Source organism: Haloferax sp. SDI50 (assembly GCF_059802635.1).
Genome location: NZ_JBPULL010000001.1, coordinates 1,671,416 through 1,697,884 on the forward strand (window position 1 = coordinate 1,671,416; position 26,469 = coordinate 1,697,884).

The following is a 26,469-nucleotide window of genomic DNA, read 5'->3' on the forward strand; positions in this document are numbered from 1 at the left end:
CGGATTTGGGGGTTATGGCGCTTCTATGAGGACGGATTTACCGGGAACAATCTCCACTTATATATGCTTTATCCCCGAGAGCTCGGAACGACGGGTATGAGTACGCCTCGGGCCAACGTGCGGCCATGCGCGACATCTTGGAGGCGGTCGCGGACGGTTCGCTCTCGCCCGCCGAGGCGGAGGTACGACTCTCCGGGTACGCGACGACCGACGCCGGGCGGTTCGACGCCGCCAGAGAGACGCGGCGCGGCGTCCCCGAAGCGATTCTGGCGGAGGGGAAAACGCCCGACGAGACGGCCACGCTGGCCGTCGCGGCGGTCGAGACCAGCGGTCGGGCGCTCGTCACCCGCGCCGACACCGCCCACGCCGAGGCCGTCGCCGACGCCCTCCCGGACGCCGACATCGACCGCGACGCCCGGGCGAAGACCGTCGTCGCGGCCGCGCCGGAGTTCGAGCGCCCCGACCTCGACGCAACCGTCGCCATCGCTACCGGCGGCACCTCCGACGCCGAGGCCGCGGGCGAGGCGGCCGCCGTCCTCCGCGAGATGGGCGTGGACGTCGAGCGAATCGAAGACGTGGGCGTCGCCCACCTCGGGCGCGTGCTCGACAACCTCGACACGCTCCGCGAGGCCGACGTGGTCGTCGTCGCCGCCGGCCGCGAGGGGGCGCTGCCGACCGTCGTCGCCGGCCTCGTCGACACGCCCGTCATCGGCTTGCCCGTCTCGACGGGCTACGGCCACGGCGGCGACGGCGAGGCGGCCGTCCTCGGGATGCTCCAGTCGTGTACCGTCCTCTCCGCGGTGAACGTCGACGCCGGCTACATCGCCGGCGCGCAGGCCGGACTCATCGCCCGCGCAGTCGCTGACGCCCGCGACGACGACGCCTGACCGGGCGCTGTCCGTCCCCCGTCGTCGCCCACGTCTGTCCCCTCGTGGTCGTGCGCGATTTCGCGTGCGTACGCACACGCGCGAAGCCCTCATATGGGTGGGGTACCGTATGTCATACACCGGCTTGGTGGCTGCCGGACCGCAACAATGCCAGTCTGTGACCACTGCGGGTCACACGTCTCCGAGCGCTTCGCACGCGTGTTCGCCGACAAGGACGGTCAGGTTCTTGCCTGTCCCAACTGCTCGGCGAACGCGGGTATCGCGGAGGTCGCTCGACAGCGTGCCCGCACCGCATGACCACTGAAGCGAGAAAAGACCACCACGCGAAGCCAACATCCCGTGCGCGAGGTCGGGCGTAGGGTTCATACCCGCGCCCCTGAACCATTCTCTCGTGCACTTCGTCTACGTCATCGAGTGTAACGACGGCTCGCTGTACACCGGCTACACGACCGACGTGGAGCGACGCGTCGCGGAACACGACGCGGGCGAGGGCGCGAAGTACACCCGCGGTCGGACCCCGGTCGAGCTCGTCCACGTCGAGGAGTTCGACTCGAAGTCGGCCGCGATGTCCCGCGAGTACGAGATTAAACAGCTCCGCCGCCGAGAGAAACAGCGGCTCGTCGAGTCGTGAGCGCCTCTCCTCTCCGTCGGCTCGTAACGTAGTTTTTTGCCCCACCGTGGAGTGGTGCGCGTATGGACGAAATCTCATTCGGGACCGACGGGTGGCGCGCCACGCTGGACACCTTCACCGACGACCGGGTCCGCGTCGTCGGACAGGCGGTCGCGGACTACCTCGCCGACGAGGGCTTCACCGCGCCGGTGCTGGTCGGTTACGACGCTCGCGAGACTTCCCCCGGCTTCGCGGAGTCGCTCGCGGAGGTCGTCGCCGGCAACGGCTTCGACGTGCTCCTGCCGGAGCGCGACTGCCCGACCCCGCTCGTCGCCTACGCCATCGCCGAGCGCGGCCTCTCGGGGGCGCTCATGGTCACGGCCTCGCACAACCCGCCGGAGTACAACGGCGTGAAGTTCATCCCCTCGGACGGCGCGCCGGCGCTCCCCGACGTGACCGACGCGGTCGCCGAGCGACTCGCCGAACCGGACCTCCTGCCCGAGTCAGAACGCGGCACCATCGAGCGCGTGGACGTGGTCTCGCCGCACGCCGACCACGCGATGGACCTCGTCGGCGACGACCTCTCGGGCCTCACGGTCGTCTACGACGCCATGCACGGCAGCGGCCGCGGCGTCACCGACGCGCTCCTCGAAGCCGCCGGCGCGGAGGTCATTCGCCTGCGCTGCGAGCGCGACGCGGACTTCGGCGGCATCTCGCCGGAGCCCTCCGCGGAGAACCTCGACGGCCTCGCCGAGGCGATGGCCGAACACGACGCGGACCTCGGGGTCGCCAACGACGGCGACGCCGACCGTATCGGCATCGCCACGCCCGACCGCGGCGTCCTCGACGAGAACCTCTTTTTCGCCGCCGTCTACGACTACCTGCTCGAATCCGACGCCGGGCCGGCCATTCGGACCGTCTCGACCACGTTCCTCATCGACCGCATCGCCGAGGCCCACGGCGAGGAGGTGTTCGAGACCGCGGTCGGCTTCAAGTGGGTCGCAGACGGCATGCGCGAACACGACGCGCTCATGGGCGGCGAGGAGTCCGGCGGCTTCTCCGTCCGCGGGCACGTCCGCGAGAAGGACGGCGTCCTCATGGGTCTGCTCGCGGCCGCCGCGACCGCCGAGGAGGACTTCGACGCTCGCCTCGACCGCATCGAGGCCGAACACGGCGACATCGTCGCCGACAAGATAAGCGTCGCCTGCCCCGATGCCGAAAAAGCGCGCGTCATCGACGACCTTGAAGACGTACTTCCGGAGACGGTCGCCGGCCGCGACATCGCCAAGGTCGTCACGCTCGACGGCTTCAAGCTCCTCTTAGAAGACGGCTCGTGGCTCCTCGTCCGTCCCTCGGGGACGGAGCCGAAGATGCGCGTCTACGCGGAAGCCGGCAGCGAGGACGCGGTCTCGGCGCTCCTCGAAGCCGGCCGCGAACTTGTCGAACCGCTCGTCTGAGCGGACGGGTCAGGGCTCTCGTCTCTCTTCTTCGTCGCCGGCCGGTCTGACGACTCCGCGGTACGCTGGCGTGAAAAGCGGGAGCGTCTCCGCGTGCTCGGTCAGCGAGACGCCGTCGCCCCCGGACTCGACGAGGTCGGCGGCCTGAAGCTTCGGCAGGTGGACGTGGACGATGCCGACCTCCGCCTGCTGGACGACCTGTACGTCCACCTCGTCGGGCGGGAGGTCGGTCGTCCGGACCGCGAGGGCGACCGCGAGGTCCCAGACCGTCGCCGGCTCCGACCGGTCGTGGAGGTACTCCAGCACGTAGCGGCGCGACGGGTCCGCGAGCGCGTCGAACACGCGGTCCCAGTCGGTCAGGATACGGTCGCTCCGGTCTCGGTGTGCCATGGCCTTGACTCCCTAGCGCTTGACGACCGGCGGCTAAATCTGTGTCGATTGTTAACGCTCAACATCCGGGCGGCACAGCCGTCACTCGTCGCGCAGGACGCCGCGAAACCGCCCCTCGTCGTCGTCTCGCTCCTCGATGTCGAATCCGAGCGACTCGTAGAACGGCCGGACGCCCCCGTCGAAGTCGGCGACGAGTCGCCCGCGGCGGCCGAGCGCCGCCCGGACGAGTTGGGTTCCGACCCCCCGGTCGCGGCGACTCGGGGAGACGGCTACGGTCTCGATATAGTCGCCGTCGAGCGCCAGCGCGCCGACGACTCGGTCGGACGCCTCGGCGACGAGGCAGTCGCCCGCACCCAGCCGGTCGCGGACTTCGCCCGCGTCGGCTTCGAGCAGTCCGGCGTCGAGGACGCGCATCACGGCCACCAGTTCGTCGGGGTCGCCCTCGCGGACGCGAATGTCGTCGTCTTCGGCGGTGTCGTCGGCCTCGGTGTCGCCGCCGGCTTCAGCGGTGTCGTCCATGTCGCCGATTACCCGCCTTTGATGAGACGGAGCACCTTCACGCGGTCGACTTCGACGGGCTGGTCTTCGGGGACGGGGCGGCCGTCGACGAGGACGGTCACCTCGTGGGGGCTGAGGTCCACCGCCCGCACGAGGTCCGCGTAGGTCCCGCCGTCGCCGACGGCGACCTCGTGGGTCTCCTCGCCGACGACCTCGACGGTCACGTTCATGGTCGCTCGTGGGTCGGGCGCGGGTTTCAGTCCGTCGGCTTCGGCCGCCCCGGCGGCCTCGCGCCCCGGCGTTCGGCCCGCCGCTGGGGCGGTGTCTGTTCGGCTCTCCGTCTCGCACGGTTTATGTGCGGGGCGGTCGGTAGAACGGATATGAGCGAGGCCGCGGAGTCGGGCGACGCCCCGACGGGTCGTGAAATCTGGATCGAGAAGTACCGACCGCAGACCTTCGACGACGTCTACGGGCAGGACGACATCGTCGAGCGCCTGCGGAGCTACATCGAGCGCGACGACCTGCCGCACCTCCTGTTCGCGGGGCCGGCGGGCGTCGGCAAGACCACCTCCGCGACGGCCATCGCCCGCGCCATCTACGACGATGACTGGCGCGGCAACTTCCTCGAACTCAACGCCTCCGACGAGCGCGGCATCGACGTGGTCCGCGACCGCATCAAGAACTTCGCGCGCTCGTCGTTCGGCGGCCACGACTACCGCGTCATCTTCCTCGACGAGGCCGACTCGCTGACGAACGACGCGCAGTCGGCGCTCCGCCGGACGATGGAGCAGTTCTCCGACAACACGCGCTTCATCCTCTCGTGTAACTACTCCTCGAAGATTATCGACCCCATCCAGTCGCGCTGCGCGGTGTTCCGGTTTTCCCCGCTCGGCGACGACGCCGTCGCGGAGCAAGTCCGCGACATCGCCGCCGCCGAGGACATCGAGGTCACGGAAGACGGCCTCGACGCGCTCGTCTACGCCGCCGGCGGCGACATGCGCCGCGCCATCAACTCCCTGCAGGCCGCCGCGACGACCGGCGAGGTCGTCGACGAGGAGGCCGTCTACATGATTACCTCGACGGCCCGCCCCGAGGACATCGAGGAGATGGTCCGGGCCGCCATCAACGGCGAGTTCACGGCCGCGCGCAAGCAGTTAGAGACGCTCATCGTCGACACCGGGATGGCCGGCGGCGACATCATCGACCAGCTTCACCGCTCGGTCTGGGAGTTCGACCTCGACGAGCGCGAGGCCGTCCGCCTCATGGAGCGCATCGGCGAGGCCGACTACCGCATCTCCGAGGGCGCGAACGAGCAGGTCCAGCTCGAAGCGCTCCTCGCGTCGCTCGCGCTCTCGCAGAACTGAACGCAGGACACTGCACCGGTCGTTTCGACGCCGCGGTCTCCGGTCTCTCCACTCGTTTTCGCGTCTGTCACGCCCGGAACTCGAAGCGCGCGCCGCCCGCCGTTCCGGAGGTCACGATGGCCGACCAGCCGTGGGCCTCGGCGATGGATTGGACGATGGCCAGCCCGTAGCCGATGCCGTCCTCGCCGGTCGTCTCGCCCGGTTCGAACACCTCGTCGCGGCGCTCGGGCTCGATGCCGGGGCCGTCGTCTTCGACGTAGAAGCCGCCGTCGACGCCGCCGACCTCGACGCGCACGTCGCGGCCGTCGTGTTCGACGGCGTCGTCGGGAGTATCCCGACTGCCCGTCGAGCCGTGCTCGGCGGCGTCACCAGACGCAGTCTGGTTGCCCGTGGAACCATGTTCGACGGCGTTCCGAAACAGATTGGAAAGCAGTTCGGCGAGGCGGTCCTCGTCGGCGTCGACGACGACCGACTGGCTGGTGACCAACTCGGCGTCGCCGGTATCGGTGGTCGCCCACGCCTGCCGGGCGACCGCCCCGAGGTCGACGCGCTCCGTCTCGTCGACCAGTTGGCCGCGGCGGGCGAGCGACAGCAGGTCGTCGATGAGTTCTTCCATCTGTTCGAGCGCCCGCTCGGCGGTGTCGAACCGCACCTCGTCGCCGGTCTCGCGGGCCAGTTCGAGGTTCCCGCGGGCGACCGAAAGCGGGTTGCGAAGGTCGTGGCTCACGATGTTCGCGAACTCCTCCAATCGCTCGTTCTGTCGCTCTAGCTCGCTTTCGCGGGTCTTCCGCTCCGTGATGTCGGTGTAGATGGCGTAGCCCGCCCCGCGCTCCTCGCCGGGCGACAGCGGGACGACGTTCAGGATGAACTCGCGGACGCCGCCGTCGGTCCGGCGGCGGACCTCCCCGCGGTAGCTCTCGCCGGTGGCGACGAGGAGTTCGGGGATGGTCTCGTCGCCCCCCGGTTCCGGCACCGGGTCCGGGTCCGGCACCGGCGGGACGATTCGCCCGAGGAGGTCGCTTCCGACCACGTCGTCGGCGTCGTAGCCGAACGCCGACTGGAACGCCCGATTCACGTCGCGGACCGTGACCGCGCCGGCTTCCACGTCGTAGGCGACGGCGGCGTCGGAGACGTGTTCGAACAGCGCCGTCGAGCGGTCGCGCTCCTCACGGAGCCGCGACTCGGCGCGGATGCGCTCGGCCGTGACCGCGACGTGCGCCATGAGGAGTTCGGCCAGTTCGGCGTCGCGCTCGTCGAACGCGCCGGGGGTGAACGTGGTCGCCTGAAAGACGCCGAGGTCCCCGATGGGGACGCTCAGGACCGCGCGGTACATCCGCTTGACCGGCTTGGCCTCGGGGTGGTCGCGCACGTCGTCGGTGATGTCCGTGTTCCCCGACAGGTACACCTCGGCCGCGATGCCGCCGTCGTCGAGCGGGACGCGCTCCGCGCCGTCGGCCGGCGCGTCCGACGAGATAGCCGCCGGAACGATGTAGCCGTCCTCGACGACGCCCACGTAGCTGATGTCGAACTCGAGGATGTCGTCGGTGATTTCGACGGTCTGTTCGAACAGTTCGTCGAGGCTCGTCGCCGCGGCCAGTTCGGTGGCTCCTCGGTGGAGTCGCTCTATCTGCTCGCGGCTCTTTCTGACGGCGGCTTCGGACTCGATGCGACTCCGCGTCTCGGAGACGTAGGACACGAGGAGTTCGGCCAGCGTGCGGTCGGTCTCGTCGTACGCGCCGACCTCGTTCGAGATGGCTTGGAACACGCCGTCGTCGCCCGCGGGGACGCTCACCGCCGAGCGATAGGCGGGGTCGTTGGGGTCGGCTACCGGGTGGTCGCGCACGTCGTCCACGAGAAACGAGCGGCCGGTCCGGTACGTCTCCCCGAGCAGGCCCATGTCGGTCGAAATCGGGCCCGTTTCTGCCACGTCGTCGTCGTTGGCGACGACGTAGAAGCCCTCGCCGTCGTGGCGGAAAAACGAGGTGTTGTCGAATTCGAGGATGTGTTCCGTGAGACCGATGGCTCGCTCGTACAACTCCTCGACCGTCTCGGCGGCGATGAGGTCGGTCGTCCCCTCGTAGAGCCGTTTGAGCCGGTCCCACTCGGCGTCGGTTCGGGAACCCGTCACCGCTCCGCTCTCCGCCCTGTCGTCGTGCCCGCTCGCGAAACCGGCCGACGACAGCGCCCAGCGAACCTGCGTTTCGAGTCCGGCGCGGTCGCCGCGGCTGACGTAGGCGTCGAATCGGGCCGGCCGCTCGACGGCCTCGGGCGACACCTCGGTGTACAGAATCGTCGGCACGTCGCGGGGTGTCTCGGCGTCCGGGTCCGTGACGACGACGCACGCAGCGTCGCTCGGGTCGTTCTCGTCACTCGCTGACGCCACCGTGACCCCGTCGCCGAGGTCGATATCGTCGAAGTCGTCGTCCACGAAAACCGTTGGGTCCGTCGCGTGCACGGCAGTCCCCCTACTGGAGGGCGACGAGAACTATAATCGTTGCGGCATGTTTTCAATGAGCAAGAACACGCCGCGAGCGGTCCGATTCGGCGGCGCGGCGCTTTGACCTCGCCGGATTCCTCAGTTTAGCGACCAGAATCCGTAGTTGAGCGCGGCGGCGAAGCACGTCCACAGGAGGTAGGGGACGAGGAGGGCGGCGGCGCGCCGATTGACGGCGGCGAACTCGCGCGTCGTCGCCAGAATCGCCGCGAGGAGGACGACGATGACGGCGAGGCCGACCGCGGGCGACCGCAGTCCGAAGAACGCCGCGGACCACGCGACGTTGACGACGAGGTGGCCGACGAAGACGGCGAGCGCCCGCTCGCGGCGGGGGTGGTCGCGCCGGGAGACGAGCCACGCGGCGACGCCCATGAGGGTAAACAGCGTCACCCAGACCGGGCCGAACACCCAGTTCGGCGGGGCGAACCACGGGCGGGCGAGCGTCGCGTACCACGACCCCGCGTCGGTGACGGTGAAGACACTCCCGAGCGCGCCCGCGAGTTGCGCGAGGGCGACCCACGCGAGCAGTTCGACCGCCGGTCGCCGCCGGAGCGAAGCGAGTTTCATACTCCTCGTTCGCTCGGGTGGGAAAAGAACGACGCGGCCCGTGCGGGCGAAATTGTGGGGAATCGGGCGTCTGCGTCCATTTCCCGGAACTGTTTTACCCGACGGTAGACCAGAGTTTGGCAATGAGCGAACTCGAAGCGGAGTACCGCCTCGACTACTTCGAGGAGGAGGGCTTCTACCGGAAGCAGTGCCCCGTGACGGGGGTCCACTTCTGGACACGAGACCCCGACCGCGAGACCTGCGGTGAACCGCCCGCCGACGACTACACCTTCATCGACAACCCCGGCTTCGACGAGGAGTACACCCTCGAAGAGATGCGCGAGAAGTTCCTCTCTTTCTTCGAGGACCACGACCACGAGCGCATCGACCCCTACCCGGTCGCCGCGAACCGCTGGCGCGACGACGTGCTCTTGACGCAGGCCTCTATCTACGACTTCCAGCCGCTCGTCACGTCCGGCGAGACGCCGCCGCCGGCCAACCCGCTGACCGTCTCCCAACCCTGCATCCGGATGCAGGACATCGACAACGTGGGCAAGACCGGTCGCCACACGATGGCGTTCGAGATGATGGCCCACCACGCGTTCAACGCCCGCGAGGAGGCCGGCGACAAGTACGCTTACGAGGGCGAGGTCTACTGGAAGGACGAGACGGTCCGCCTCTGCGACGAGTTCTTCGAGTCGCTCGGCGCTGACATCTCCGAAATCACCTACATCGAGGACCCGTGGGTTGGCGGCGGCAACGCCGGTCCGGCCTTCGAGGTGCTCTACCGCGGCGCCGAACTCGCCACCCTCGTCTTCATGTCGATGAAGCAGGACCCCGACGGCGACTACGAACTCAAGGACGGCAACACCTACTCGCCGATGGACACCTACATCGTCGACACGGGCTACGGGCTCGAACGGTGGACGTGGGTGTCGCAGGGGACGCCGACGGTGTACGAGGCCGTCTACCCCGACATGATCGAGTTCCTGAAGGACAACGTCGGCATCGAGCACACCGACGAGGAGGAGGAACTCATCCACCGCGCGGCGAAGCTCTCGGGCCACCTCGACATCGACGAAATCGACGACCTCGCCACCGCGCGCGCCGAAGTCGCGGGCGAACTCGGCGTCGACGAGGCCGAACTCACTTCGCTGCTCCGCCCGCTCGAAGACATCTACGCCATCGCGGACCACTGCCGAACCCTCGCGTACATGTTCGGCGACGGCATCGTCCCCTCGAACGTCGGGACGGGCTACCTCGCCCGTATGGTCCTCCGGCGCACCAAGCGCCTCGTGGACAACCTCGGCGTGGACGCCCCGCTCGACGAACTCGTGGACATGCAGGCCGAGCGCCTCGACTACCAGAACCGCGACACCATCCGCGACATCGTCCGCAGCGAGGAGCGCAAGTACAGAAAGACGCTCGAACGCGGCTCCCGCAAGGTCCAGCAGCTCGCCGACGACTACGCCGACACGGACGAGCCCATCCCGCTCGACGAGCTCATCGAGCTGTACGACTCCCACGGCATCCAGCCCGACATGGTGCAGGACATCGCGGAAGAGCGCGGCGCGACCGTCGACATCCCCGACGACTTCTACTCGCTCGTCGCCGACCGCCACGAGCAGGTCGACGGCGAGGGCGAGGCCGACGAGCGCGACGACCGCCTCGGCGACCTGCCGGCGACGGACAAGCTCTACTACGACGACCAGGAGCGCACCGAGTTCGAGGCCGTCGTCCTCGACGTGTTCGAGCGCGAGGAGGGCTACGACGTGGTCCTCGACCAGACGATGTTCTACCCCGAAGGCGGCGGCCAGCCCGCCGACCACGGCTCGCTCGCCACCGACGACACGACGGTCGAAGTGACCGACGTGCAAATCGTGGGCGACGTGGTGCTCCACCGAACCGACGAGGACCCCGGTAAGGGCGAGTTCGTCCGCGGCCAGCTCGACGCCGAGCGCCGCCGTCGGCTCATGCGCCACCACACGGCGACCCACGTCATCGGCCACGCCATCCGGACGGTCCTCGGCGACCACATCCGGCAGGCCGGCGCGTCGAAGGGCGTCGACCGCTCGCGGCTCGACGTGACCCACTACGAGCGCATCACCCGCGAGGAGGTCAAGCAGATAGAGCGCGTCGCCAACGAAATCGTGATGCGGAACATCCCGGTCAAACAGGAGTGGCCGGACCGCCGCGACGCCGAGAAGAAGTACGGCTTCGACCTCTATCAGGGCGGTATCCCGCCGGGCGAGCAGATTCGCCTCATCCACGTCGGCAGCGACGTGCAGGCCTGCGGCGGCACCCACGTCAAGCGCACCGGCGACATCGGGGCCATCAAGGTGCTGACGACGGAGCCCGTGCAGGACGGCGTCGAGCGCGTCGTCTTCGCGGCGGGCGACGCGGCCGTCGAGGCCACCCAGCGCACCGAGGACGCGCTGTACGGCGCGGCCGACGTGCTCGACGTGAACCCCGCGGACGTGCCCGAGACGGCCGAGCGCTTCTTCACCGAGTGGAAGGCCCGCGGCAAGACCATCGACCGCCTGAAGACGGAACTCGCCGAGGCGCGCGCCGCGGCCGGGGCGGACGAAATCGACATCGACGGCACGCCCGCCGTCGTCCAGCGCCTCGACGGCGACGCGGACGAACTCCGCGCGACCGCGAACGCGCTGGTCGAAGAGGGGACGGTCGCCGTTCTCGGCTCCGCCGCGGGCGGGAGCGCCCAGTTCGTCGTCGGCGTCCCCGACGGCGTGGGCATCAACGCCGGGCAGGTCGTCGGTCAACTCGCCGGCAAGGTCGGCGGCGGCGGCGGCGGTCCCGCGGACTTCGCGCAGGGCGGCGGCCCCGACGTGGACGCGCTCGACGGCGCGCTCGACGAGGCCCCCGACGTGCTTCGGACGGTCCTGAACGCCTGAGTCGGTCGCGCGACCGACCCGGGTTTGCTTTCGCTCTCGCTCTCGTTTTCGCTTCCTCCGCGTCCCCGAGACGGACGCCCTAAGTCGCTCGCCCGCCGAGCCTCCGGTATGCCCACGGCAGTCGCGGACGGGGTCGAACTGTACTACGACAGCGAGGGCGACGGCGAGACGGTCGCCTTCGTCGGTGACGCGGGCTACGGCGCGTGGCAGTGGGGGTGGCAGCACGCCGCCGTCGCCGGCCCCTACGAGAGCCTCGTGACCGACCTCCGCGGGGCCGGTCGCTCCGACGCGCCCGCGGGGCCGTACTCGGTCGCAACGCTCGTCTCCGACCTCGTGGCCGTCCTCGCGGACGCGAACGTCAGGAAGGCCCACCTCGTCGGATTCGGCCTCGGCGGACTGGTCGCGCTGGAGGCCGCGCGGACGACGAACCGCGCCCGGAGCCTCACGCTCGTCGGCACCGCCGCCTCCGGAGAGTGTATCGACCCCGACCCGCTCTCCGCCGCGCCCGACGACCCGGCCGCGCTCCGCGAGTCGCTCGCGCCGGCGCTCTCCGAAGAATTTCGCGCGGAACAGCCTGACGTGGTCGAGCAACTCGTCTCGTGGCGCGAGCGAGAGGACGCCGACCCCGAGGCGTGGGCCGCGCAGGCCGCCGCCGTCGCCGACTACGACGCCGGCCCGCTGTACGAGGTGACGGTCCCGACGCTCGTCCTCCACGGCGGCGACGACCCGGTCTGGCCGGTCGAGGGTGGCCGCGCGCTGGCCGAGGGTCTCCCGCGCGGCGAGTTCGAGTCGTTCGCGGGCGCGCGCCACCTCGTCACCGTCGAGCGGTCGCGGCTCGTCAACGACGCGCTCGTCTCCTTTCTCGAATCGCTCGACGACGACTGAGCGTCGCTGTCGGGCGCTCTCCCCGCGGTCGCCGCCGACACGCCCCGTCGCAGATGCCGGCAGTGAGCGTTCCGGGCGCAACTTCTTTAGAGCCGCACCGATTGTCTCTCCACGATGACTCGCCCGCGACTCGCGTTCTTGGACGCCTCCCACGGCGATTCGAGCACGTCACGAAACTTCAGGCGCGAACTCGACGCCGACCTCGTCGAGTTCGACGTGACCGACGGCCGTCTCCCCGACCACTTCGACTACGACGGCGTCGTTATCAGCGGCTCGTCGTCCTCGGTCTACTGGGACGAGCCGTGGATTCGCAACCTCGTGTCGTGGGTTGCCGACGCCGACGAGCGCGGCGTCCCCCTCTTGGGCGTCTGTTTCGGCCACCAGGTCGTCGCGGCGGCGCTCGGCGGCACCGTCGAGGACATGGGCGCGTTCGAACTCGGCTACAACGAAATCGAGCGGACTCGCCCGGACGACGGGAACGACATCCTCGCCGGCATCGGTGAGCGCTTCACCGTCTTCACCTCCCACGGCGACCGGGTGACGGAACTCCCGTCGGGCGCGGAACTCCTCGCCCAAAACGAGTTCGGCGTCCACGCGTTCCGCCGGAATCACGCCTTCGGCGTCCAGTTCCACCCCGAGTACGACACCGACACCGCAGAAGCCATCGCCCGCCAGAAGGACTTCCTCCCCGACGAGCGGATTCGCTCGGTCGTCGACGGCATCACGCCGGAGAACTACGCCGCCGCCTGCGAGGCAAAGCGCCTGTTCGACAACTTCGTCACCTACGTGAACCGGACGAACGCGGGCTCGGTCGAATCGGCGGCCTGAGCGTTCCGACGGTCGCGAGCCGTCTTCGAGTCGTACCCGAGCCGCATCCGGGCCGCCGCCGAGTCGCGTCCAGCCCGCTCTCATCTCCGGCTTTTCGGCCTCCCGTCCCCGCAAATCGTGACCGAGCGAATCGCTTTTCACCGCGCCGAGCGCAGGGTCTATCATGCTCGATTATCTGGGATTGGAGGGCGACCTGACCGGCGAAGAGAAACTCGTCCGCGACGAGGCCCGCCGCTTCGTCGACGAGCAGGTCAAACCCGACATCGGCGAGCACTACGAGGCGGGGACGTTCCCGACCGACCTCATCCCGAAGATGGGCGACCTCGGCTTTTACGCGCCCAACCTCGACGGCTACGGCCTCCCCGGTCTCGGCGAGCGCGCCTACGGCCTCTTGATGCAGGAACTCGAAGCCGGCGACTCCGGCCTCCGGTCGATGGCGAGCGTGCAGGGGTCGCTCGTCATCTACCCCATCCACGCCTACGGCTCCGACGAGCAGAAAGAGCGGTGGCTCCCGAAGCTCGGGTCGGGCGAGGCGGTCGGCTGTTTCGGCCTGACCGAACCGCAACACGGCTCGGACCCCTCGGGGATGGAGACCCGCGCCGAGCGCGACGCCGACGGCTACGTCCTCAACGGCTCGAAGACGTGGATTACGAACTCGCCCATCGCGGACGTGGCGGTCGTCTGGGCGCGCGACGTGTCGGCGGAGGAGTCGCCGGTCCGCGGGTTCCTCGTCGAGACCGACCGCGACGGCGTGACGACGAACAAAATCGAGGGCAAACTCTCGATGCGCGCGTCGGTCACGGGCGAAATCGGCCTCGACGACGTGCGCGTGCCCGAAGAAGACGTGCTCCCGGGCGTCGAGGGAATGAAGGGGCCGCTGTCGTGTCTCACGCAGGCGCGGTTCGGCATCGCGTGGGGCGTCGTCGGCGCGGCGCGCGACGCCTTCGAGGACGCCCGTCAGTACGCGAAGGACCGCGACCAGTTCGGCGGCCCCATCGCGCGGTTCCAACTCCAGCAGGGCAAACTCGCGGAGATGGCGACCCAAATCACGAACGCGCAACTGATGGCCCACCGCCTCACCGACCTGAAAGAGCGCGGCGACCTGCGACACCAGCAGGTGTCGATGGCGAAGCGCCACAACGTCCGCGTCGCCCGCGAGGTGACCCGAACCGCCCGCGAGATGCTCGGCGGCAACGGCATCACGACCGACTACTCACCGATGCGCCACATGGAGAACATCGAGACCGTCTACACCTACGAGGGGACCGACGACATCCACACGCTCGTCCTCGGCGCTGACCTGACGGGAATCGAAGCATTCCACTAGGGCTTGGGAGCGGACGCCCCCGTGGCTTTCGCGGTCGTGCGTGACGTATGACAACAGCACACATACATTTATATCTCCCCGACCATAGATTACGATAGAGGCCCCACAATGACCACATCGGCCCAGGACCGTCCGACGGCGCTCGACCTGTCTCGCGAAGAGACGTGGGTCGTCCACGCCGCCTTGCTCGACGCCATCGAGCGGGCGGTCGATGCAGACGAAGAGCCGACGCCGGCCCCCGGCCTGCTCGCACGGGTCGAGGCCGGCGACGAAGATTTCGACAGCGCCGAACTCGACTATCTCGTAGACGCCCTCCGAACCTATCGGACACAGGCTCCCGCCCGGGACGACCACCACATCTCGCGCGTCCTCGAACACATCGAGGCCGCGCGGGCTTAGTCGCCCGCCCGACGCTCGCCCGCTGGCTTTTTCCGCTTCCGAGGTTCCCGAGCGGCCGCGTTCTCCGGTGATGCCGCCGATGCGTCCCGGTCGTCTCGGTGACCGACCCCGCCCCAACCACCGACTTCGACCCCGACTCCGTCTCCGAGTTCTCGCGTCTCGATTCGGACGTTTTAGTACGCGGTACGGCCAACGCCCGGCGATGGCTATCGACTCGAGCTTCGACCAGAACCGGGAACGCGCGGGCGAGGAAAACGGCGTCGCCGTCTGGGGACCTGTCGAACCGCCGGAGAAACTCGGCATCCACGGCACCCACGTCGCCGTCGACTACGACATCTGTCTCGCGGACGGCGCGTGCCTCGAAAACTGCCCCGTCGACGTGTTCACGTGGGTCGACACGCCGGACCACCCGGTGAGCGAGAAAAAGGTCGAACCGACCAACGAAGACCAGTGTATCGACTGCATGCTCTGTGTCGACATCTGTCCCGTCGACGCCATCGACGTGGACGCCTCGCGGCAGGCCTGACGCGAAGACCAGACGTTATCTCTCCCCGCCGCGTCGCGTCGGCCATGGGTCTCATCCACACCGCCCTCGTCGTCTCGGACATCGACGCCACGCTCGATTTCTACGCCGACCTCGGCCTCGAACGGACCAACGAGTTCGAACTCGACGGCGTCCGGAACGTCTACGTCGGCAGCGACGACACCGACATGGAACTGCAGTTCAAGTACGACCCGACCTCGGCGGCGCGCGTCGAGCCCGCCGGCATCGACCACGTCGCGGTCGAAGTCGCCGACGCCGACCGCGCGTTCGAGGACATCGTCGAGGTGCAGTCGCCCGAAGTCGTGAAGCCGCCGGTCGACATCGACCCGGCGAACGCCCGCGCGGCGTTCGTGAAGGACCCCGACGGCTACGTCGTCGAACTCGTCGCGCTCGAAGACTGAGCCGCGCCGTCGACCCGTCTCAGACGCCGATTTTCACCGACGCCGACGGGTCGACCGCCCGTCCGACTCACCGCGGCGAACAGCTATTTGTTGCCAGAGCGTCAATACGAAGTCGCTATGTCTGAGGACGTAACCGCGCTGTTGAAGCGCGCCTATCAGGACGAGATCGAGACCGTGATGAACTACATGACCAACTCCATCGTCCTCGACGGCGTCCGGGCCGAGGAGATTAAGGAGTCCCTCCAGACCGACATTCAGGAGGAACTCACCCACGCCGAACAGCTGGGCAACCGGCTGAAGCAGCTCGACGAGCAGCCGCCGGGCTCGGCGTCATTCGAGGCGCGCCAGCACGACCTCCAGCCCCCGGAGGACAGCACGGACGTGCTCGCCGTCATCAACGGCGTCCTCACGGCCGAAGAGGACGCCATCGAGACCTACCGCGCGCTCATCGACGCCGCGGAGGAGGCAAACGACCCCGTCACCGAGGACCTCGCCGTGACCATCCTCGCCGACGAGGAGGCCCACCGGACCGAGTTCCGTGGTTTCAAGAAAGAGTACGACCGCGAATAGGTCCACCGAGCGCCGAGCGCCGACCGACGGGCGACCGCACGAGGGTTCGACCGCGCTCCGTATTCATTACTTTTCGAAAAATGTGTCATTATCGACCCGTATCTAACAAATTATCATCTGTTACAAATGTAGTATTCCCAGTTCTTCGAAACAGGGGTTTATTTTTATCAATCCGTCGCTCGAACGACCGGTATGAGCACTGAACGCGGCAAAGGTACGGTCGCGGTGGTCGGCGGCGCCGGCGCAGTCGGGTCGAGCACGGCGTTCGCGCTGATGGAGAGCAGTCTCGTGGGCGAAATCATCCTCGTCGATATCGCCGAAGAGCGCGTCGAGGGCGAGGCGATGGACCTCAACCACGGCGCGTACTTCACGTCGCCGGTCCGGGTGCGGACGGGCGACTACGAGGACTGCTGGGACGCCGACGTGGTCATCGTCACGGCCGGAGCCAGCCAGAAGCCCGACGAGACCCGCCTCGACCTGATGGAGCGGAACGCCGACATCTTCGCCGACATGATTCCGCAGATTACCGAGGGGCTGAACGACGACGCCGTGATGCTCATCGTCACCAACCCAGTCGACGTGCTGTCGTACGTCACGTGGAAGGTGTCGGACCTGCCGGCCGAGCGCGTCATCGGGTCGGGGACCGTCCTCGACACGTCGCGGTTCCGCCACTCGCTCAGCCGCGAGTTCGACCTCGACCCGGCGAACGTCCACGCCTACGTCGTCGGCGAGCACGGCGACAGCGAGGTACTCGTCTGGAGTTCGGCGAACCTCGGCGGCATCCCGTTCGAGTCGTACGCCACCAGCCACGGCGTCGACGACATCGACGCGCTCAAAGCCCGCGTCGAAGAGGAGGTCCGCGAGGCGGCCTACGAAATCATCGAGCGGAAGGAGCGGACGAACTACGGCGTCGCCCGCTCGGTGGCCGCGACCACCGAGCGCATCCTCGGCGGCGACAACTCCATCCTCACCGTCTCGACGCTCGTCTCGGGGGAACACGGCATCGACGACGTCTACATGAGCCTCCCGTGTACCGTCAACCAACGCGGCGTCCGCGACGTCCACGAGTTCGACCTCTCTGAGAGCGAGACGGCGGCGCTCCGGGAGTCGGCGGGCGTCATCCGCGAGTCAATCGACCGCTTGGACTTAGAATAGAAGCGAAGAAAGCGAGGAAAACAGAACAGCCGCGCCGCCGACTCAGTCGGCAGACGCGGGCGTCGTGTCCGCGCCCGTCCCCGTCGCGGCGGCCTTCGCGTCGAGCGCCTCCACGACGAGTTCGGAGATGTCCACGACGTCGATGGCTTCCTCGTAGTCGCCGGTCTTACGACCGTCTTCGTACATCGTCGCGCACATCGGGCAGGCGACGACGAAGCGCTCGACGCCGCCGGTCGTGTCGTCGAGCGCCTCGCGCAGGCGTTCCTCGGACGGCTTCGACCCCTCATCGTGGTCCATCCAGAGGCCGCCGCCGCCGCCGCCGCAACAGAACGACTGGTCGCGGTTGCGCGGCATCTCGGCGAGTTCGACGCCGGTCGCGCGGATGACCTCGCGGGGCGCTTCGTACTCGCCGTTGTACCGGCCGAGGTGACACGGGTCGTGGTACGTCACCGTCTGGGCGGCGAGTTCGTCGCCCGCGAGGCCGAGGCGGCCGTCGCCGACGAGACGCTCGACCAGTTGGGTGTAGTGGTACACCGGGTAGTCGAACGAGTCGTCCATCTCCGGGTACTCGTTTTTGAACGTGTTGTACGAGTGCGGGTCGGTGCAGACGATTTTGTCGAACTCGCAGTCGGCCATCGCGGCGACGTTGTCCTCGACGAGCATCTCGTAGAGGCCCTCCTCGCCGACGCGGCGCACGTCGTTGCCGTCGTGCCCTTCGTCCTCGTAGAGGATGCCGTAGGAGACGCCGGCTTCCTCGAAGATGCGGGCCAAAGAGCGGGCGACGGCGCGGTTACGCTCGTCGTAGGAGGGGTAGTCACCGACGTACCAGAGGAACTCGACCGATTCGTCGCGGGCGTCGGGCACCTCGAAGTCGAGGTCGTCGGTCCAGTCGGGGCGCTTGCGCTGGGGGTCCCCGAAGGCGTTGCCGTTCTGGAAGATGTTCATCATCGCCTCCTGCACCGGCTCTTGCTGTTGGCCCGTCTCGGTGAGCCGGCGGTTCATCTCGGTGAAGTGCGTGAGGTGTTCGATATCGACCGGGCAGGCGTCCATGCAGGCCATGCAGGCCATGCAGGATTCCATCGACTCGGCGTCGACGACGGAGGTGCCACCGTCCGCGACGATGTCGATGGAGTCGCCGCCGGCGTCGACCGACTCGCGGTAGGCCTTCAGGTCGAGAATCACGTCCCGCGGGTCGAGGTTGCGGCCGGAGGCCTTCGCCGGGCAGGCGTCGGTACAGCGGCCGCACTTCGTGCAGGCGTCCATGTCGAGCATCGCCTTCCACGAGAAGTCGTCCTCGGAGACGTAGCCGATTTCGTCCGGCGGCGTGTCCGCGGGCACCTTCGGCAGGCGCGTGCCCGCCTTCTCGTCGGCGGTGACGATGTTGGCGAAGGACGTGAGCATGTGCAAGGGTTTGGCGTAGGGGACGGCCGCGACGAACGCCAAGGCGAGGAGCGCGTGGGACCACCAGCCGAACCAGTAGAGCGTCTGCGCGAGGCCCTGTCCCATGCCCGCGGCGTCGAACACGAGGGCGACGAAGTAGCCGACGAAGCTCACCGTCTCGAAGTCGGGGAAGTCGGTGCCGACGATGCGGATGCCTTCGAGGACGTAGCCGCCGACGCCGAGGAAAAAGAGCGTCCAGACGAACGCGGCGTCCTCGAAGCCGGTGTGTTTGCCCCACAGCCGCGGGTGTCGGACGCCGTAGCGCCGCCACAGCGCCATCCCGACGCCGACGACGAACAACAGCCCCATGAGGTCCATGACGAACGAGTACGAGAGGTAGAAGTCGCCGACGAAGAAGGAACTGCCCGTCACCCGCCGCCACACGTCGATGTCGATGGCGAGGATGGTCGTCCCGATGAGGAGCGTCAGAAAGCCCCACATGATAAAGGCGTGCATCACGCCGGCGAACCGGTCGCGCTTGAACTGCTTCTCGTTGGAGAACACCACCTTCGCCGCCCGAACCGTCCGTCCCGGCAGGTCGGACAGCCGGTCGAACGGGTCTTCACCACCTTTCGCGTATCGCGCGAACCGCTCGTACACCCCGTAGAGGAACACGAGCGACGCGATGGCGGCGAGACCGTAGAAGAGCGCCTCGCCGACCGGACTAATCGTCCAGAACGTCTCCCGCGTAACATCCGCCTGTGCCGCAAAGTCCATAATCAATCACCGGAGAACGAAGGGTTAAATCTTGCCACCCGAGGCGTGTCGGTCGGCGGATTACGAGCGCCTCGGGCGACCTCAGAGCGCGAGACTGACGAGGAGGGCGGCGGCGAGGACGAGTCCGGGCGCGTCGCGCCGGCCGAACCGAATCTCCGGAAGCGTCGGGTTCCACGCGAAACACCGCGCGCGGAGGGCGAGCGCGAGGGCGTCGGCCCGCGCGAACGACCGTCGGAGGCCGCCGGCCGCGACGAGCGAGAGCCGTTCGTCCAGCCGCCGCTCGCTCCCGAGGCGGGCCGCCTGCGCCTCGCGGACGCGGCTCAGGTCGCGGCGGACCAAGGGAAGAAACCGGAAGACGAGGGCGACGCCGACGCCGAGGGCGACGCCGAACCGACCCGGCACGAGCCGCTGAATCGCCGCGCGGGACTCGCGTACGGGCGTCGTCCTGACGTACGCCGCCGCGACGAAGAAGACGAGTAGCACGCGGACGCTGGCGAGCGCGGGTTCGACGGCCGCCTCGGGGTCGAACCACGGCGCGCCGAGGCGGGCGGCCTCGACGACCGGGCCGAGCGCGAGGAACGGAATCGCGTAGCGGAGGTCGCGGAGGGCCGAAACGGGGGACGCGTCGGCGGCGCGGAGACAGCCCGCGGCGACGACGCCGAGCGCGACGAGTCCGGCGGGCGTCGTGTGCGCGAAGCCGGCCGCCGCGAAGGCGACCTGCACCGCAAGCTTGGTCCGCGGGTCGAGTCGGTGGGCGAGAGTGTCGCCCGGTTCGTAGGTCAGCACGGCGGGCGAACGTCGAGGTCGGGGAGGCGGTCTGCGGCCTCGTCGGGCGCGGCGTCGAGGGCGACGTCGCCGTCGGCGAGGACGACCACGCGGTCGGCCAGTTCGGCCACGTCGCGCAGGTCGTGGGTGACGACGACGAGGCTCGTTCCCTCGGCGCGGAGGTCGCGGAGGCGGGCGAGCACGGAGCGCCGGGCGGGTTCGTCGAGGCCGGTGAACGGTTCGTCCAAGACGAGGTGGTCGGGGCGCATCGCCAGCGCGCCGGCGATGGCGAGTCGCTCGACCTCGCCGCCGGAGAGGGAGTCGACGCGCTCGTCTTCCCGGCCGTCGAGGTTGACCGCGGCGAGCGACTCGCGGACGCGGCGGTCGATGTCGTCGCGGTCGAGCCCGAGGTTCTCCGGGCCGAACGCCACGTCAGCGCCGACGGTCGCGGCGACGAGTTGGTCTTCGGGGTGCTGGAACACCATCGCCACCGCGGTCCGGGCGGCGACGAGGTGGTCCGAGACGGTCCGGCCGTTGACCGACACCGTTCCCTCGTCGGGGTCGAGCAGGCCGTTGAAGTGGCGGACGAGCGTGGTCTTGCCGGAGCCGTTCGCGCCCGCGACGACGACATACTCGCCGTCGTCGATGGCGAGGTCGACCCCGTCGACCGCGACCGTGTCGCCGTACCGGTGGACGAGTCCCTCGACGCGAATCATCTACTGGGCGGCGATGGCGTCGGAGCGGACGATGCCGACGGCGGCGGCGATTTTGAACGCCTCGGCGGGGATGAACGCGGCGGAGGCCGTCCAGAAGGCGGATTCGAGGCCGACGCGATTGACGTACGCGAAGCCGAGCGTGCCGAAGGCGTAGACGACGACGGTCCCGGCGACCATCGCGCCGACGAGCCGGGGAGTGCTCACGCGGTAGTCACCGACGCTGATACCGCCGTGGACGACGAGGCCGACGACGACGGCGGCGACGGGGTACGACCAGAGGTAGCCGGCGGTCGGGCCGACGAGCGGCGCGAGCCCTGCCGAGCCCCCGGCGAACACCGGCGCGCCGAGACCGCCGGCGGCGAGGTAGAGCGCGATTGAGCCGCCGCCCCAGACGGGGCCGAGGAAGATGCCCGCGAGGAAGACGACGAGCACCTGCATCGTCACCGGAATCGGTGAGATGGGGTTCGGGAACGAGACGTACCCGCTCGCGCCCATGAGCGCCGCGAACAGGGCCGCGCGGGCGATGTTGCCGACGAGTTCGTCGCCGACGAGTTCGACTGACTCGTGTTCGGTTGCCATGCTCGTCGCTGTCTCGTAAACCCAGTTTAACTTATCGGTTTACAGACTCGGGCGGGAGGTCGGTTCGATGCTCGTCGGCCGATTCGGGGCGTCTCTCCGGCGCTCGGGCGGCTCTCCGGTTAGTCGGGTCAGCATCATTAAAGACGCTGGGCGTGCCACGTTCCGGGTATGGACGAGAAGACCGCCGAACTCCGCGACATCTTCATCGAGGCGACCGGCTCGGACACCGTGACCGAACAGCAGTCCGAGTCGCGCGGGTCGCTCGCCGACGTGGACGACCCCGAAGCGGTCCGCGAGCACGTCCGCGACATCGTGGCGACGATGCGCGAGCGCTACGCGTTCGACACCGAGTTCGACGACGACGCGCTCGTCGCGCTCGTCGTCGGCTTCTTCGACGGCGACTCCGACGCCGACCTCGCGGTCGAACTCGACGCGTCGCCCGAGGCGGTTCGCACCGCCCGGTTCGACCTCCACCTCGTCCGCGACGCTGACCGCGAGTTCCCGTTCGACGCCGACCGCTTCGACACCCTGCTCGTCGACGGCGCGGACGACGAGGCCATCGCCGAGGCGCTCGACGTGCCCGTCGAGGTCGTCTCCGAGTGCCGCCCCGTCGCCGAGGCGGACATCCGTTCGAGCCGGGCCAACTACCGCTTCCGCGACGACTTCGCGGAGCTTCTGACCGACGACGACCTCTCGAACCGGATGGCCGAGGACGCCCGCCGCGACGGTCTCCGCGAGGCGACGGAAGATATCGAGACCGACGTGTCGCTGTAACGGTCGGCCGAACGACGAAGGTTCTTAACCGATTGGGGACATACCCCTGTGCGATGGCGCAGGCCCCCCAGAACCGAGACCTGACGGAACGGTTCATCGAGTTCTACCGAAACTACTACCGAGAGGAGATCGGGACGCTCGCACAGCAGTACCCGAAGGAAAAGCGGTCGCTGCACATCGATTACGACGACCTCTATCGGTTCGATTCGGAACTCGCGGACGACTACATCACGAAGCCCGGCCAGTTCCAGGAGTACGCGGAGGAGGCGCTGCGCCTGTTCGACCTCCCCGCGGACGTGAAACTCGGGCAGGCGCACGTCCGGATGCGAAACCTCCCCGAGACGGTCGATATCCGGAACCTCAGGGTCAACGACGACCACATCGGGACGCTCATCTCGGTGCAGGGTATCGTCCGGAAGGCGACCGACGTGCGTCCGAAAATCACGGAAGCCGCCTTCGAGTGCCAGCGCTGCGGGACGATGAGCTACATCCCGCAGGGCGACGGCGGCTTTCAGGAACCCCACGAGTGTCAGGGATGCGAGCGCCAGGGGCCGTTCCGCATCGACTTCGACCAGTCGAACTTCGTCGACTCACAGAAACTGCGCGTCCAGGAGTCCCCCGAGGGCCTGCGCGGGGGCGAGACGCCGCAGAGCATCGACATCAACCTCTCCGACGACGTGACCGGCAAGGTCACCGCCGGCGACCACGTCACCGTCGTCGGCGTCCTCCACATCGAACAGCAGACATCGGGCAACGAGAAGACGCCCGTCTTCGACTACTACATGGAGGGCATCTCGCTCACCATCGAGGACGAGGAGTTCGAGGACATGGAGATATCCGACGAGGACGTGGCCGAAATCGTCGAACTCTCGAACGACCCGGCCATCTACGAGAAGATGGTCGAGTCCGTCGCGCCCGCTATCTACGGCTACGAGCAGGAGAAGATGGCCATGATTCTCCAACTGTTCTCGGGCGTCACGAAGCACCTGCCCGACGGCTCGCGGATTCGCGGCGACCTGCACATGCTGTTGATAGGGGACCCCGGTACCGGGAAGTGTGTCGACGGAGACACGCGAGTCACGCTCGCCGACGGGCGAGACGTGCCGATTCGAGAGTTGGTCGAATCGAACCTCGACGACCCGAAACCCATTGACGACGGCGTCTGGGACACCGCGGAGTTCACCGTCCCGTCGCTCGGCCCCGACGGAACGCTCACGCCGCGACAGGCGACGAAAGTCTGGAAGCGAGAGGCTCCGGACCGAATGCTCCGTATCCGGACGAACACCGGCCGCGAAATCGAGGTCACCCCCTCCCATCCGTTGTTCACCCGCACCGACGGGGTGACGACTGCGGTCAGGGCGGACGGCCTAACCGAAGGAGCGTTCCTCGCGGCACCGAACTCACTTCCGGCGACGGGTCGGGACGAACTCGACGTCGACTTCCGGCGCTCGAAGTCGCACAACGCGATTCGACTCGAACTCCCAGACGAGTGGGAGCCTTGGCTCGCTCGGCTCATCGGCTACATCGTGGCTGAGGGGTACGTCGAACAGCGCGACGATGCGACTGGGTTCGTCTCCGTCACGAACAACGACCGCGAAGTGCTCGACGACGTGGCAGACGCGTTCGACCGTCTCGGCGTCAACCACTTCGAGCGGTCCTCGCACGAAGGAAAGCGCGCGCGCGAGGTCATCTGTGGGTCCGGGGAGTTCGTTAGCTTCCTCGAAAACCTCTCCCCGACGCTCTTGGCGGGCTCGGCCGAGCAACGAATCCCGGAGCAGATCATGTCTGCGAGCGCGGACACCCGGCGGGCGTTCCTCCGCGCGCTCATCGAAGGCGAAGGCCACGTCTCGGCGAGTCAACGAGAGATAACGGTCGCCTCGATGAGCCGCGAACTCCTCGAAGACGTTCGAACGCTCCTGCTCACCGCTGGCATCCGGTCGCAACTGCGCCCCCGACACAACGGGAGCTACCGGCTCCGAATCAGCGGTGACGACTTCGAGACGTACGTCGACGAAATCGGATTCGTGACCGAACGGAAGTCGCTCGCAACCGCCGAATTCGTGGGAACGGACGGGAACACGAACACCGACTTGATTCCCGCCGGCGGAGAGCTTCGGGAACTCCGCGAGGAACTCGGGCTCACGCAGGCCGAATGCGGGCTTCCGCGGTCGACGTACCAGCACTACGAACGGGGCGACCGAACCCCGAGTCGCGGAAGCCTCTCCCGTGTCGTCTCGGCGTTCGAAGACGCACTACAGAGCCGAGACGGCGAAGGGGCACGAGCGGTCGCTGACGGGGGGCGCTCGGTTGTAGACCGCGTCTCTGAACTCCGGTCGCTCGTCGACGGCAACGTCGCTTGGGAGTGCATCGAGTCGATAGAGCGCGTCGAACCCGCCGAAGAGTGGGTGTACGACCTCGAAGTCGAAGGCACCCACAGCTACGTTTCCAACGGGCTCGTCTCGCACAACTCTCAGATGCTATCGTACATCCGCCACATCGCGCCCCGCTCGGTCTACACCTCCGGTAAGGGTTCGTCCTCGGCAGGTCTCACCGCCGCCGCCGTCCGCGACGACTTCGGCGACGGCCAGCAGTGGACGCTCGAAGCCGGCGCGCTCGTCCTCGCGGACAAGGGTATCGCGGCGGTCGACGAACTGGACAAGATGCGGCCCGAAGACCGCTCTGCGATGCACGAGGGGCTCGAACAACAGCAGATTTCGGTCTCCAAGGCCGGCATCAACGCGACGCTCAAATCGCGGTGTTCGCTCCTCGGCGCGGCGAACCCGAAGTACGGCCGCTTCGACCAGTACGAACCCATCGGCGAGCAGATAGACCTCGAACCCGCGCTCATCTCGCGGTTCGACCTTATCTTCACGGTCACGGACGACCCCGACCCCGACGAGGACTCCAAGCTCGCGGACCACATCCTCAAGACCAACTACGCGGGCGAGCTGAACACCCAGCGGACGAACGTCGCCAACTCCGAGTTCACGGAACAGCAGGTCGACGCCGTCACCGACGAGGTCGCGCCCACCATCGACGCGGACCTGCTCCGCAAGTACATCGCCTACGCGAAGCGCACCTGCTACCCGACGATGACCGACGAGGCGAAGGAGGTCATCCGCGACTTCTACGTCGACTTCCGCGCCCGCGGTGCCGACGAGGACGCGCCCGTTCCCGTGACCGCCCGGAAGCTCGAAGCGCTCGTCCGCCTCGGCGAGGCCTCGGCCCGCGTCCGCCTCTCGGACAAGGTGACTCGCGAGGACGCAGAGCGCGTCACGGGCATCGTCGAGTCCTGCCTGCGCGACATCGGCATGGACCCAGAGACCGGCGAATTCGACGCCGACATCGTCGAGACGGGCCGCTCGAAGACCCAGCGCGACCGCATCAAGAACCTGCTCGAACTCATCCGAACCATGCAGGAGGAGTACGAGGAGGGCGCGCCCCACGAGGAGGTCCTCGAACGCGCCAACAGCGAACTGAACATGGACGAAAAGACGGTCAACGACCAGCTTGACAAGCTGAAGATGAAAGGCGACATCTACGAGCCCCGCGGCGACGTGTACCGCGCGACGTAGACATTTATCGCCCGAGTCTTGGCCGACTGCGTCGATGTCAGCCGGTCTGGGAGCGCCTGTGGACGGTCTCAATTCTTCCTCTCACAAGTACCGAGATAGTCAAAACTGCAAAGTTTATGAAGTCACTTCCCGGCAAGCTATCGCCGCCGAATCCTTTGAGAAGCTTCCGGAAGAGCAGTCAGAGAAATCTCCCTTTGCATCACAACCCCCACTTCATATCGAGACGGATTCACTCTCCCCGCTTCGAGTACACCGATTGGGTGTATCCGCAACATAAGGCTCGAACAGGGGTGTAGCCAGCTATCGCCCGTGGTGCTGTCGTGAAACGGCCGTCAGATACCTATTTCGAGACGTCGACGTGAAGTCGAATACTAGCTCGAACAGGGCTGTATACTCTCTACGACGATTTCAACCACTGGTGATTCGCTCTGACTCACTGTCAGTCTCAGGTGGTTATTCGAGTGGACAGCATATTTCTATATCCCCGATACACCCTACCTACGTCGAGGTGTACCGGCAATACGGAATTTCGGTACAGTACGGAACACGAGTTGAGTAGGAATCCAAAATTCACTAATTCGGGCCTCAGGGCCTATCGCGGATATTCATGGCCATGTAGACTATATACGAACTCAC

The 26,469-nt window shown here is 67.7% G+C and carries 25 protein-coding genes; 16 read left to right on the forward strand and 9 right to left on the reverse strand.

Features of this window, described 5'->3' with window-relative positions; translation table 11 throughout:
• Positions 1 to 125 precede the first annotated feature (125 nt).
• From larB to ACSR87_RS08690, 4 genes are all read left to right on the forward strand, one after another.
• Entirely contained in the window at positions 126 to 887 is a 762-nt protein-coding gene (gene larB, locus ACSR87_RS08675; protein ID WP_004045311.1) for a nickel pincer cofactor biosynthesis protein LarB, read from the forward strand.
• 147 nt (positions 888 to 1,034) lie between these two features.
• Positions 1,035 to 1,184, forward strand: a complete 150-nt coding sequence (locus ACSR87_RS08680; protein ID WP_187367346.1) for a DUF7563 family protein — start codon at positions 1,035 to 1,037, stop codon at positions 1,182 to 1,184.
• A 94-nt stretch (positions 1,185 to 1,278) separates the two neighbouring features.
• The gene (locus ACSR87_RS08685) at positions 1,279 to 1,518 is read left to right on the forward strand and encodes a GIY-YIG nuclease family protein (RefSeq protein WP_004045312.1); all 240 of its coding nucleotides are present in this window, start codon (positions 1,279 to 1,281) and stop codon (positions 1,516 to 1,518) included.
• A 62-nt stretch (positions 1,519 to 1,580) separates the two neighbouring features.
• The gene (locus ACSR87_RS08690) at positions 1,581 to 2,954 is read left to right on the forward strand and encodes a phosphoglucomutase/phosphomannomutase family protein (RefSeq protein ID WP_498530202.1); all 1,374 of its coding nucleotides are present in this window, start codon (positions 1,581 to 1,583) and stop codon (positions 2,952 to 2,954) included.
• A gap of 9 nt (positions 2,955 to 2,963) precedes the next feature.
• On the opposite strand, the gene ACSR87_RS08695 is transcribed toward ACSR87_RS08690, so the two are convergent.
• The 3 genes from ACSR87_RS08695 to samp2 all read right to left on the reverse strand — a co-directional run bounded on the left by ACSR87_RS08695 (position 2,964) and on the right by samp2 (position 4,072).
• The gene (locus ACSR87_RS08695; protein WP_498530203.1) at positions 2,964 to 3,344 is read right to left on the reverse strand and encodes a DUF7344 domain-containing protein; all 381 of its coding nucleotides are present in this window, start codon (positions 3,342 to 3,344) and stop codon (positions 2,964 to 2,966) included.
• A gap of 81 nt (positions 3,345 to 3,425) precedes the next feature.
• Complete coding sequence (locus tag ACSR87_RS08700) at positions 3,426 to 3,863, reverse strand: GNAT family N-acetyltransferase (protein WP_498530204.1); 438 nt, start codon at positions 3,861 to 3,863, stop codon at positions 3,426 to 3,428.
• A gap of 8 nt (positions 3,864 to 3,871) precedes the next feature.
• Positions 3,872 to 4,072 (reverse strand): ubiquitin-like small modifier protein SAMP2, encoded by a 201-nt coding sequence (gene samp2 / locus ACSR87_RS08705; protein WP_498530205.1) that lies wholly within the window; start codon positions 4,070 to 4,072, stop codon positions 3,872 to 3,874.
• A 150-nt stretch (positions 4,073 to 4,222) separates the two neighbouring features.
• Between samp2 and ACSR87_RS08710 the strand changes: the two genes are divergently transcribed.
• On the forward strand, positions 4,223 to 5,206 hold the full coding sequence (locus tag ACSR87_RS08710) for a replication factor C small subunit (RefSeq protein ID WP_498530206.1): 984 nt from the start codon (positions 4,223 to 4,225) through the stop codon (positions 5,204 to 5,206).
• A gap of 67 nt (positions 5,207 to 5,273) precedes the next feature.
• Here the strand turns inward: ACSR87_RS08710 and ACSR87_RS08715 are convergent, their stop codons facing one another.
• Together ACSR87_RS08715 and ACSR87_RS08720 are read right to left on the reverse strand one after the other, a co-directional pair.
• The gene (locus ACSR87_RS08715) at positions 5,274 to 7,634 is read right to left on the reverse strand and encodes a GAF domain-containing sensor histidine kinase (protein WP_498530207.1); all 2,361 of its coding nucleotides are present in this window, start codon (positions 7,632 to 7,634) and stop codon (positions 5,274 to 5,276) included.
• A 147-nt stretch (positions 7,635 to 7,781) separates the two neighbouring features.
• Positions 7,782 to 8,267 carry a TspO/MBR family protein gene (locus ACSR87_RS08720; protein WP_004045319.1) on the reverse strand — a complete coding sequence of 162 codons (486 nt, stop codon included), beginning with the start codon at positions 8,265 to 8,267 and terminating at the stop codon, positions 7,782 to 7,784.
• A gap of 122 nt (positions 8,268 to 8,389) precedes the next feature.
• On the opposite strand from ACSR87_RS08720, the gene alaS reads away from it, so the two are divergent.
• The 9 genes from alaS to ACSR87_RS08765 all read left to right on the forward strand — a co-directional run bounded on the left by alaS (position 8,390) and on the right by ACSR87_RS08765 (position 17,267).
• Positions 8,390 to 11,158 (forward strand): alanine--tRNA ligase, encoded by a 2,769-nt coding sequence (gene alaS / locus ACSR87_RS08725; protein WP_498530208.1) that lies wholly within the window; start codon positions 8,390 to 8,392, stop codon positions 11,156 to 11,158.
• A gap of 108 nt (positions 11,159 to 11,266) precedes the next feature.
• Positions 11,267 to 12,043 carry an alpha/beta fold hydrolase gene (locus ACSR87_RS08730; RefSeq protein WP_498530209.1) on the forward strand — a complete coding sequence of 259 codons (777 nt, stop codon included), beginning with the start codon at positions 11,267 to 11,269 and terminating at the stop codon, positions 12,041 to 12,043.
• A gap of 114 nt (positions 12,044 to 12,157) precedes the next feature.
• The gene (locus ACSR87_RS08735) at positions 12,158 to 12,871 is read left to right on the forward strand and encodes a type 1 glutamine amidotransferase (protein WP_163488461.1); all 714 of its coding nucleotides are present in this window, start codon (positions 12,158 to 12,160) and stop codon (positions 12,869 to 12,871) included.
• A 163-nt stretch (positions 12,872 to 13,034) separates the two neighbouring features.
• On the forward strand, positions 13,035 to 14,198 hold the full coding sequence (locus ACSR87_RS08740; RefSeq protein WP_498530210.1) for an acyl-CoA dehydrogenase family protein: 1,164 nt from the start codon (positions 13,035 to 13,037) through the stop codon (positions 14,196 to 14,198).
• Positions 14,199 to 14,306: 108 nt separating this feature from the next.
• Positions 14,307 to 14,597, forward strand: a complete 291-nt coding sequence (locus tag ACSR87_RS08745) for a DUF7853 family protein (RefSeq protein WP_004065541.1) — start codon at positions 14,307 to 14,309, stop codon at positions 14,595 to 14,597.
• Between the two features lie 202 nt (positions 14,598 to 14,799).
• Positions 14,800 to 15,123, forward strand: a complete 324-nt coding sequence (locus ACSR87_RS08750) for a 4Fe-4S dicluster domain-containing protein (RefSeq protein ID WP_498530211.1) — start codon at positions 14,800 to 14,802, stop codon at positions 15,121 to 15,123.
• A 44-nt stretch (positions 15,124 to 15,167) separates the two neighbouring features.
• Positions 15,168 to 15,542, forward strand: a complete 375-nt coding sequence (locus tag ACSR87_RS08755; RefSeq protein ID WP_498530212.1) for a VOC family protein — start codon at positions 15,168 to 15,170, stop codon at positions 15,540 to 15,542.
• A gap of 117 nt (positions 15,543 to 15,659) precedes the next feature.
• Entirely contained in the window at positions 15,660 to 16,112 is a 453-nt protein-coding gene (locus ACSR87_RS08760; RefSeq protein WP_004045327.1) for a ferritin-like domain-containing protein, read from the forward strand.
• Between the two features lie 192 nt (positions 16,113 to 16,304).
• Entirely contained in the window at positions 16,305 to 17,267 is a 963-nt protein-coding gene (locus ACSR87_RS08765) for an L-lactate dehydrogenase (protein ID WP_282349096.1), read from the forward strand.
• A gap of 42 nt (positions 17,268 to 17,309) precedes the next feature.
• Here the strand turns inward: ACSR87_RS08765 and ACSR87_RS08770 are convergent, their stop codons facing one another.
• The 4 genes from ACSR87_RS08770 to ACSR87_RS08785 all read right to left on the reverse strand — a co-directional run bounded on the left by ACSR87_RS08770 (position 17,310) and on the right by ACSR87_RS08785 (position 21,484).
• Positions 17,310 to 19,424, reverse strand: coding sequence for a (Fe-S)-binding protein (locus tag ACSR87_RS08770; RefSeq protein WP_498530213.1), 2,115 nt, complete (start codon positions 19,422 to 19,424; stop codon positions 17,310 to 17,312).
• 81 nt (positions 19,425 to 19,505) lie between these two features.
• Positions 19,506 to 20,210, reverse strand: a complete 705-nt coding sequence (locus tag ACSR87_RS08775; protein ID WP_498530214.1) for an energy-coupling factor transporter transmembrane component T family protein — start codon at positions 20,208 to 20,210, stop codon at positions 19,506 to 19,508.
• Positions 20,204 to 20,905, reverse strand: coding sequence for an energy-coupling factor ABC transporter ATP-binding protein (locus tag ACSR87_RS08780; protein WP_498530215.1), 702 nt, complete (start codon positions 20,903 to 20,905; stop codon positions 20,204 to 20,206). Before ACSR87_RS08780 ends, ACSR87_RS08775 begins: the two co-directional genes overlap by 7 nt.
• Complete coding sequence (locus tag ACSR87_RS08785) at positions 20,906 to 21,484, reverse strand: biotin transporter BioY (RefSeq protein ID WP_115860596.1); 579 nt, start codon at positions 21,482 to 21,484, stop codon at positions 20,906 to 20,908.
• Between the two features lie 168 nt (positions 21,485 to 21,652).
• Between ACSR87_RS08785 and ACSR87_RS08790 the strand changes: the two genes are divergently transcribed.
• Both ACSR87_RS08790 and ACSR87_RS08795 read left to right on the forward strand, forming a co-directional pair.
• Positions 21,653 to 22,258 carry a conditioned medium-induced protein 4 gene (locus ACSR87_RS08790; protein WP_498530216.1) on the forward strand — a complete coding sequence of 202 codons (606 nt, stop codon included), beginning with the start codon at positions 21,653 to 21,655 and terminating at the stop codon, positions 22,256 to 22,258.
• A 53-nt stretch (positions 22,259 to 22,311) separates the two neighbouring features.
• A complete protein-coding gene (locus tag ACSR87_RS08795) occupies positions 22,312 to 25,833 on the forward strand; it encodes an LAGLIDADG family homing endonuclease (RefSeq protein WP_006600776.1) in 3,522 nt (1,173 codons plus the stop codon).
• Positions 25,834 to 26,469 lie beyond the last annotated feature (636 nt).

Bases quoted from the DNA above. Each gene is read 5' to 3' on its own strand.
- ACSR87_RS08785 (WP_115860596.1), bottom strand. From the start codon at position 21,484: ATGGCAACCGAACACGAGTCAGTCGAACTCGTCGGCGACGAACTCGTC.
- ACSR87_RS08780 (WP_498530215.1), bottom strand. From the start codon at position 20,905: ATGATTCGCGTCGAGGGACTCGTCCACCGGTACGGCGACACGGTCGCG.
- alaS (WP_498530208.1), top strand. From the start codon at position 8,390: ATGAGCGAACTCGAAGCGGAGTACCGCCTCGACTACTTCGAGGAGGAG.
- ACSR87_RS08745 (WP_004065541.1), top strand. From the start codon at position 14,307: ATGACCACATCGGCCCAGGACCGTCCGACGGCGCTCGACCTGTCTCGC.
- ACSR87_RS08680 (WP_187367346.1), top strand. From the start codon at position 1,035: ATGCCAGTCTGTGACCACTGCGGGTCACACGTCTCCGAGCGCTTCGCA.
- ACSR87_RS08790 (WP_498530216.1), top strand. From the start codon at position 21,653: ATGGACGAGAAGACCGCCGAACTCCGCGACATCTTCATCGAGGCGACC.
- ACSR87_RS08695 (WP_498530203.1), bottom strand. From the start codon at position 3,344: ATGGCACACCGAGACCGGAGCGACCGTATCCTGACCGACTGGGACCGC.
- ACSR87_RS08730 (WP_498530209.1), top strand. From the start codon at position 11,267: ATGCCCACGGCAGTCGCGGACGGGGTCGAACTGTACTACGACAGCGAG.
- ACSR87_RS08735 (WP_163488461.1), top strand. From the start codon at position 12,158: ATGACTCGCCCGCGACTCGCGTTCTTGGACGCCTCCCACGGCGATTCG.
- ACSR87_RS08770 (WP_498530213.1), bottom strand. From the start codon at position 19,424: ATGGACTTTGCGGCACAGGCGGATGTTACGCGGGAGACGTTCTGGACG.
- ACSR87_RS08755 (WP_498530212.1), top strand. From the start codon at position 15,168: ATGGGTCTCATCCACACCGCCCTCGTCGTCTCGGACATCGACGCCACG.
- ACSR87_RS08690 (WP_498530202.1), top strand. From the start codon at position 1,581: ATGGACGAAATCTCATTCGGGACCGACGGGTGGCGCGCCACGCTGGAC.
- ACSR87_RS08720 (WP_004045319.1), bottom strand. From the start codon at position 8,267: ATGAAACTCGCTTCGCTCCGGCGGCGACCGGCGGTCGAACTGCTCGCG.
- ACSR87_RS08700 (WP_498530204.1), bottom strand. From the start codon at position 3,863: ATGGACGACACCGCTGAAGCCGGCGGCGACACCGAGGCCGACGACACC.
- ACSR87_RS08795 (WP_006600776.1), top strand. From the start codon at position 22,312: ATGGCGCAGGCCCCCCAGAACCGAGACCTGACGGAACGGTTCATCGAG.
- ACSR87_RS08765 (WP_282349096.1), top strand. From the start codon at position 16,305: ATGAGCACTGAACGCGGCAAAGGTACGGTCGCGGTGGTCGGCGGCGCC.
- ACSR87_RS08750 (WP_498530211.1), top strand. From the start codon at position 14,800: ATGGCTATCGACTCGAGCTTCGACCAGAACCGGGAACGCGCGGGCGAG.
- ACSR87_RS08740 (WP_498530210.1), top strand. From the start codon at position 13,035: ATGCTCGATTATCTGGGATTGGAGGGCGACCTGACCGGCGAAGAGAAA.
- samp2 (WP_498530205.1), bottom strand. From the start codon at position 4,072: ATGAACGTGACCGTCGAGGTCGTCGGCGAGGAGACCCACGAGGTCGCC.
- larB (WP_004045311.1), top strand. From the start codon at position 126: ATGCGCGACATCTTGGAGGCGGTCGCGGACGGTTCGCTCTCGCCCGCC.
- ACSR87_RS08760 (WP_004045327.1), top strand. From the start codon at position 15,660: ATGTCTGAGGACGTAACCGCGCTGTTGAAGCGCGCCTATCAGGACGAG.
- ACSR87_RS08710 (WP_498530206.1), top strand. From the start codon at position 4,223: ATGAGCGAGGCCGCGGAGTCGGGCGACGCCCCGACGGGTCGTGAAATC.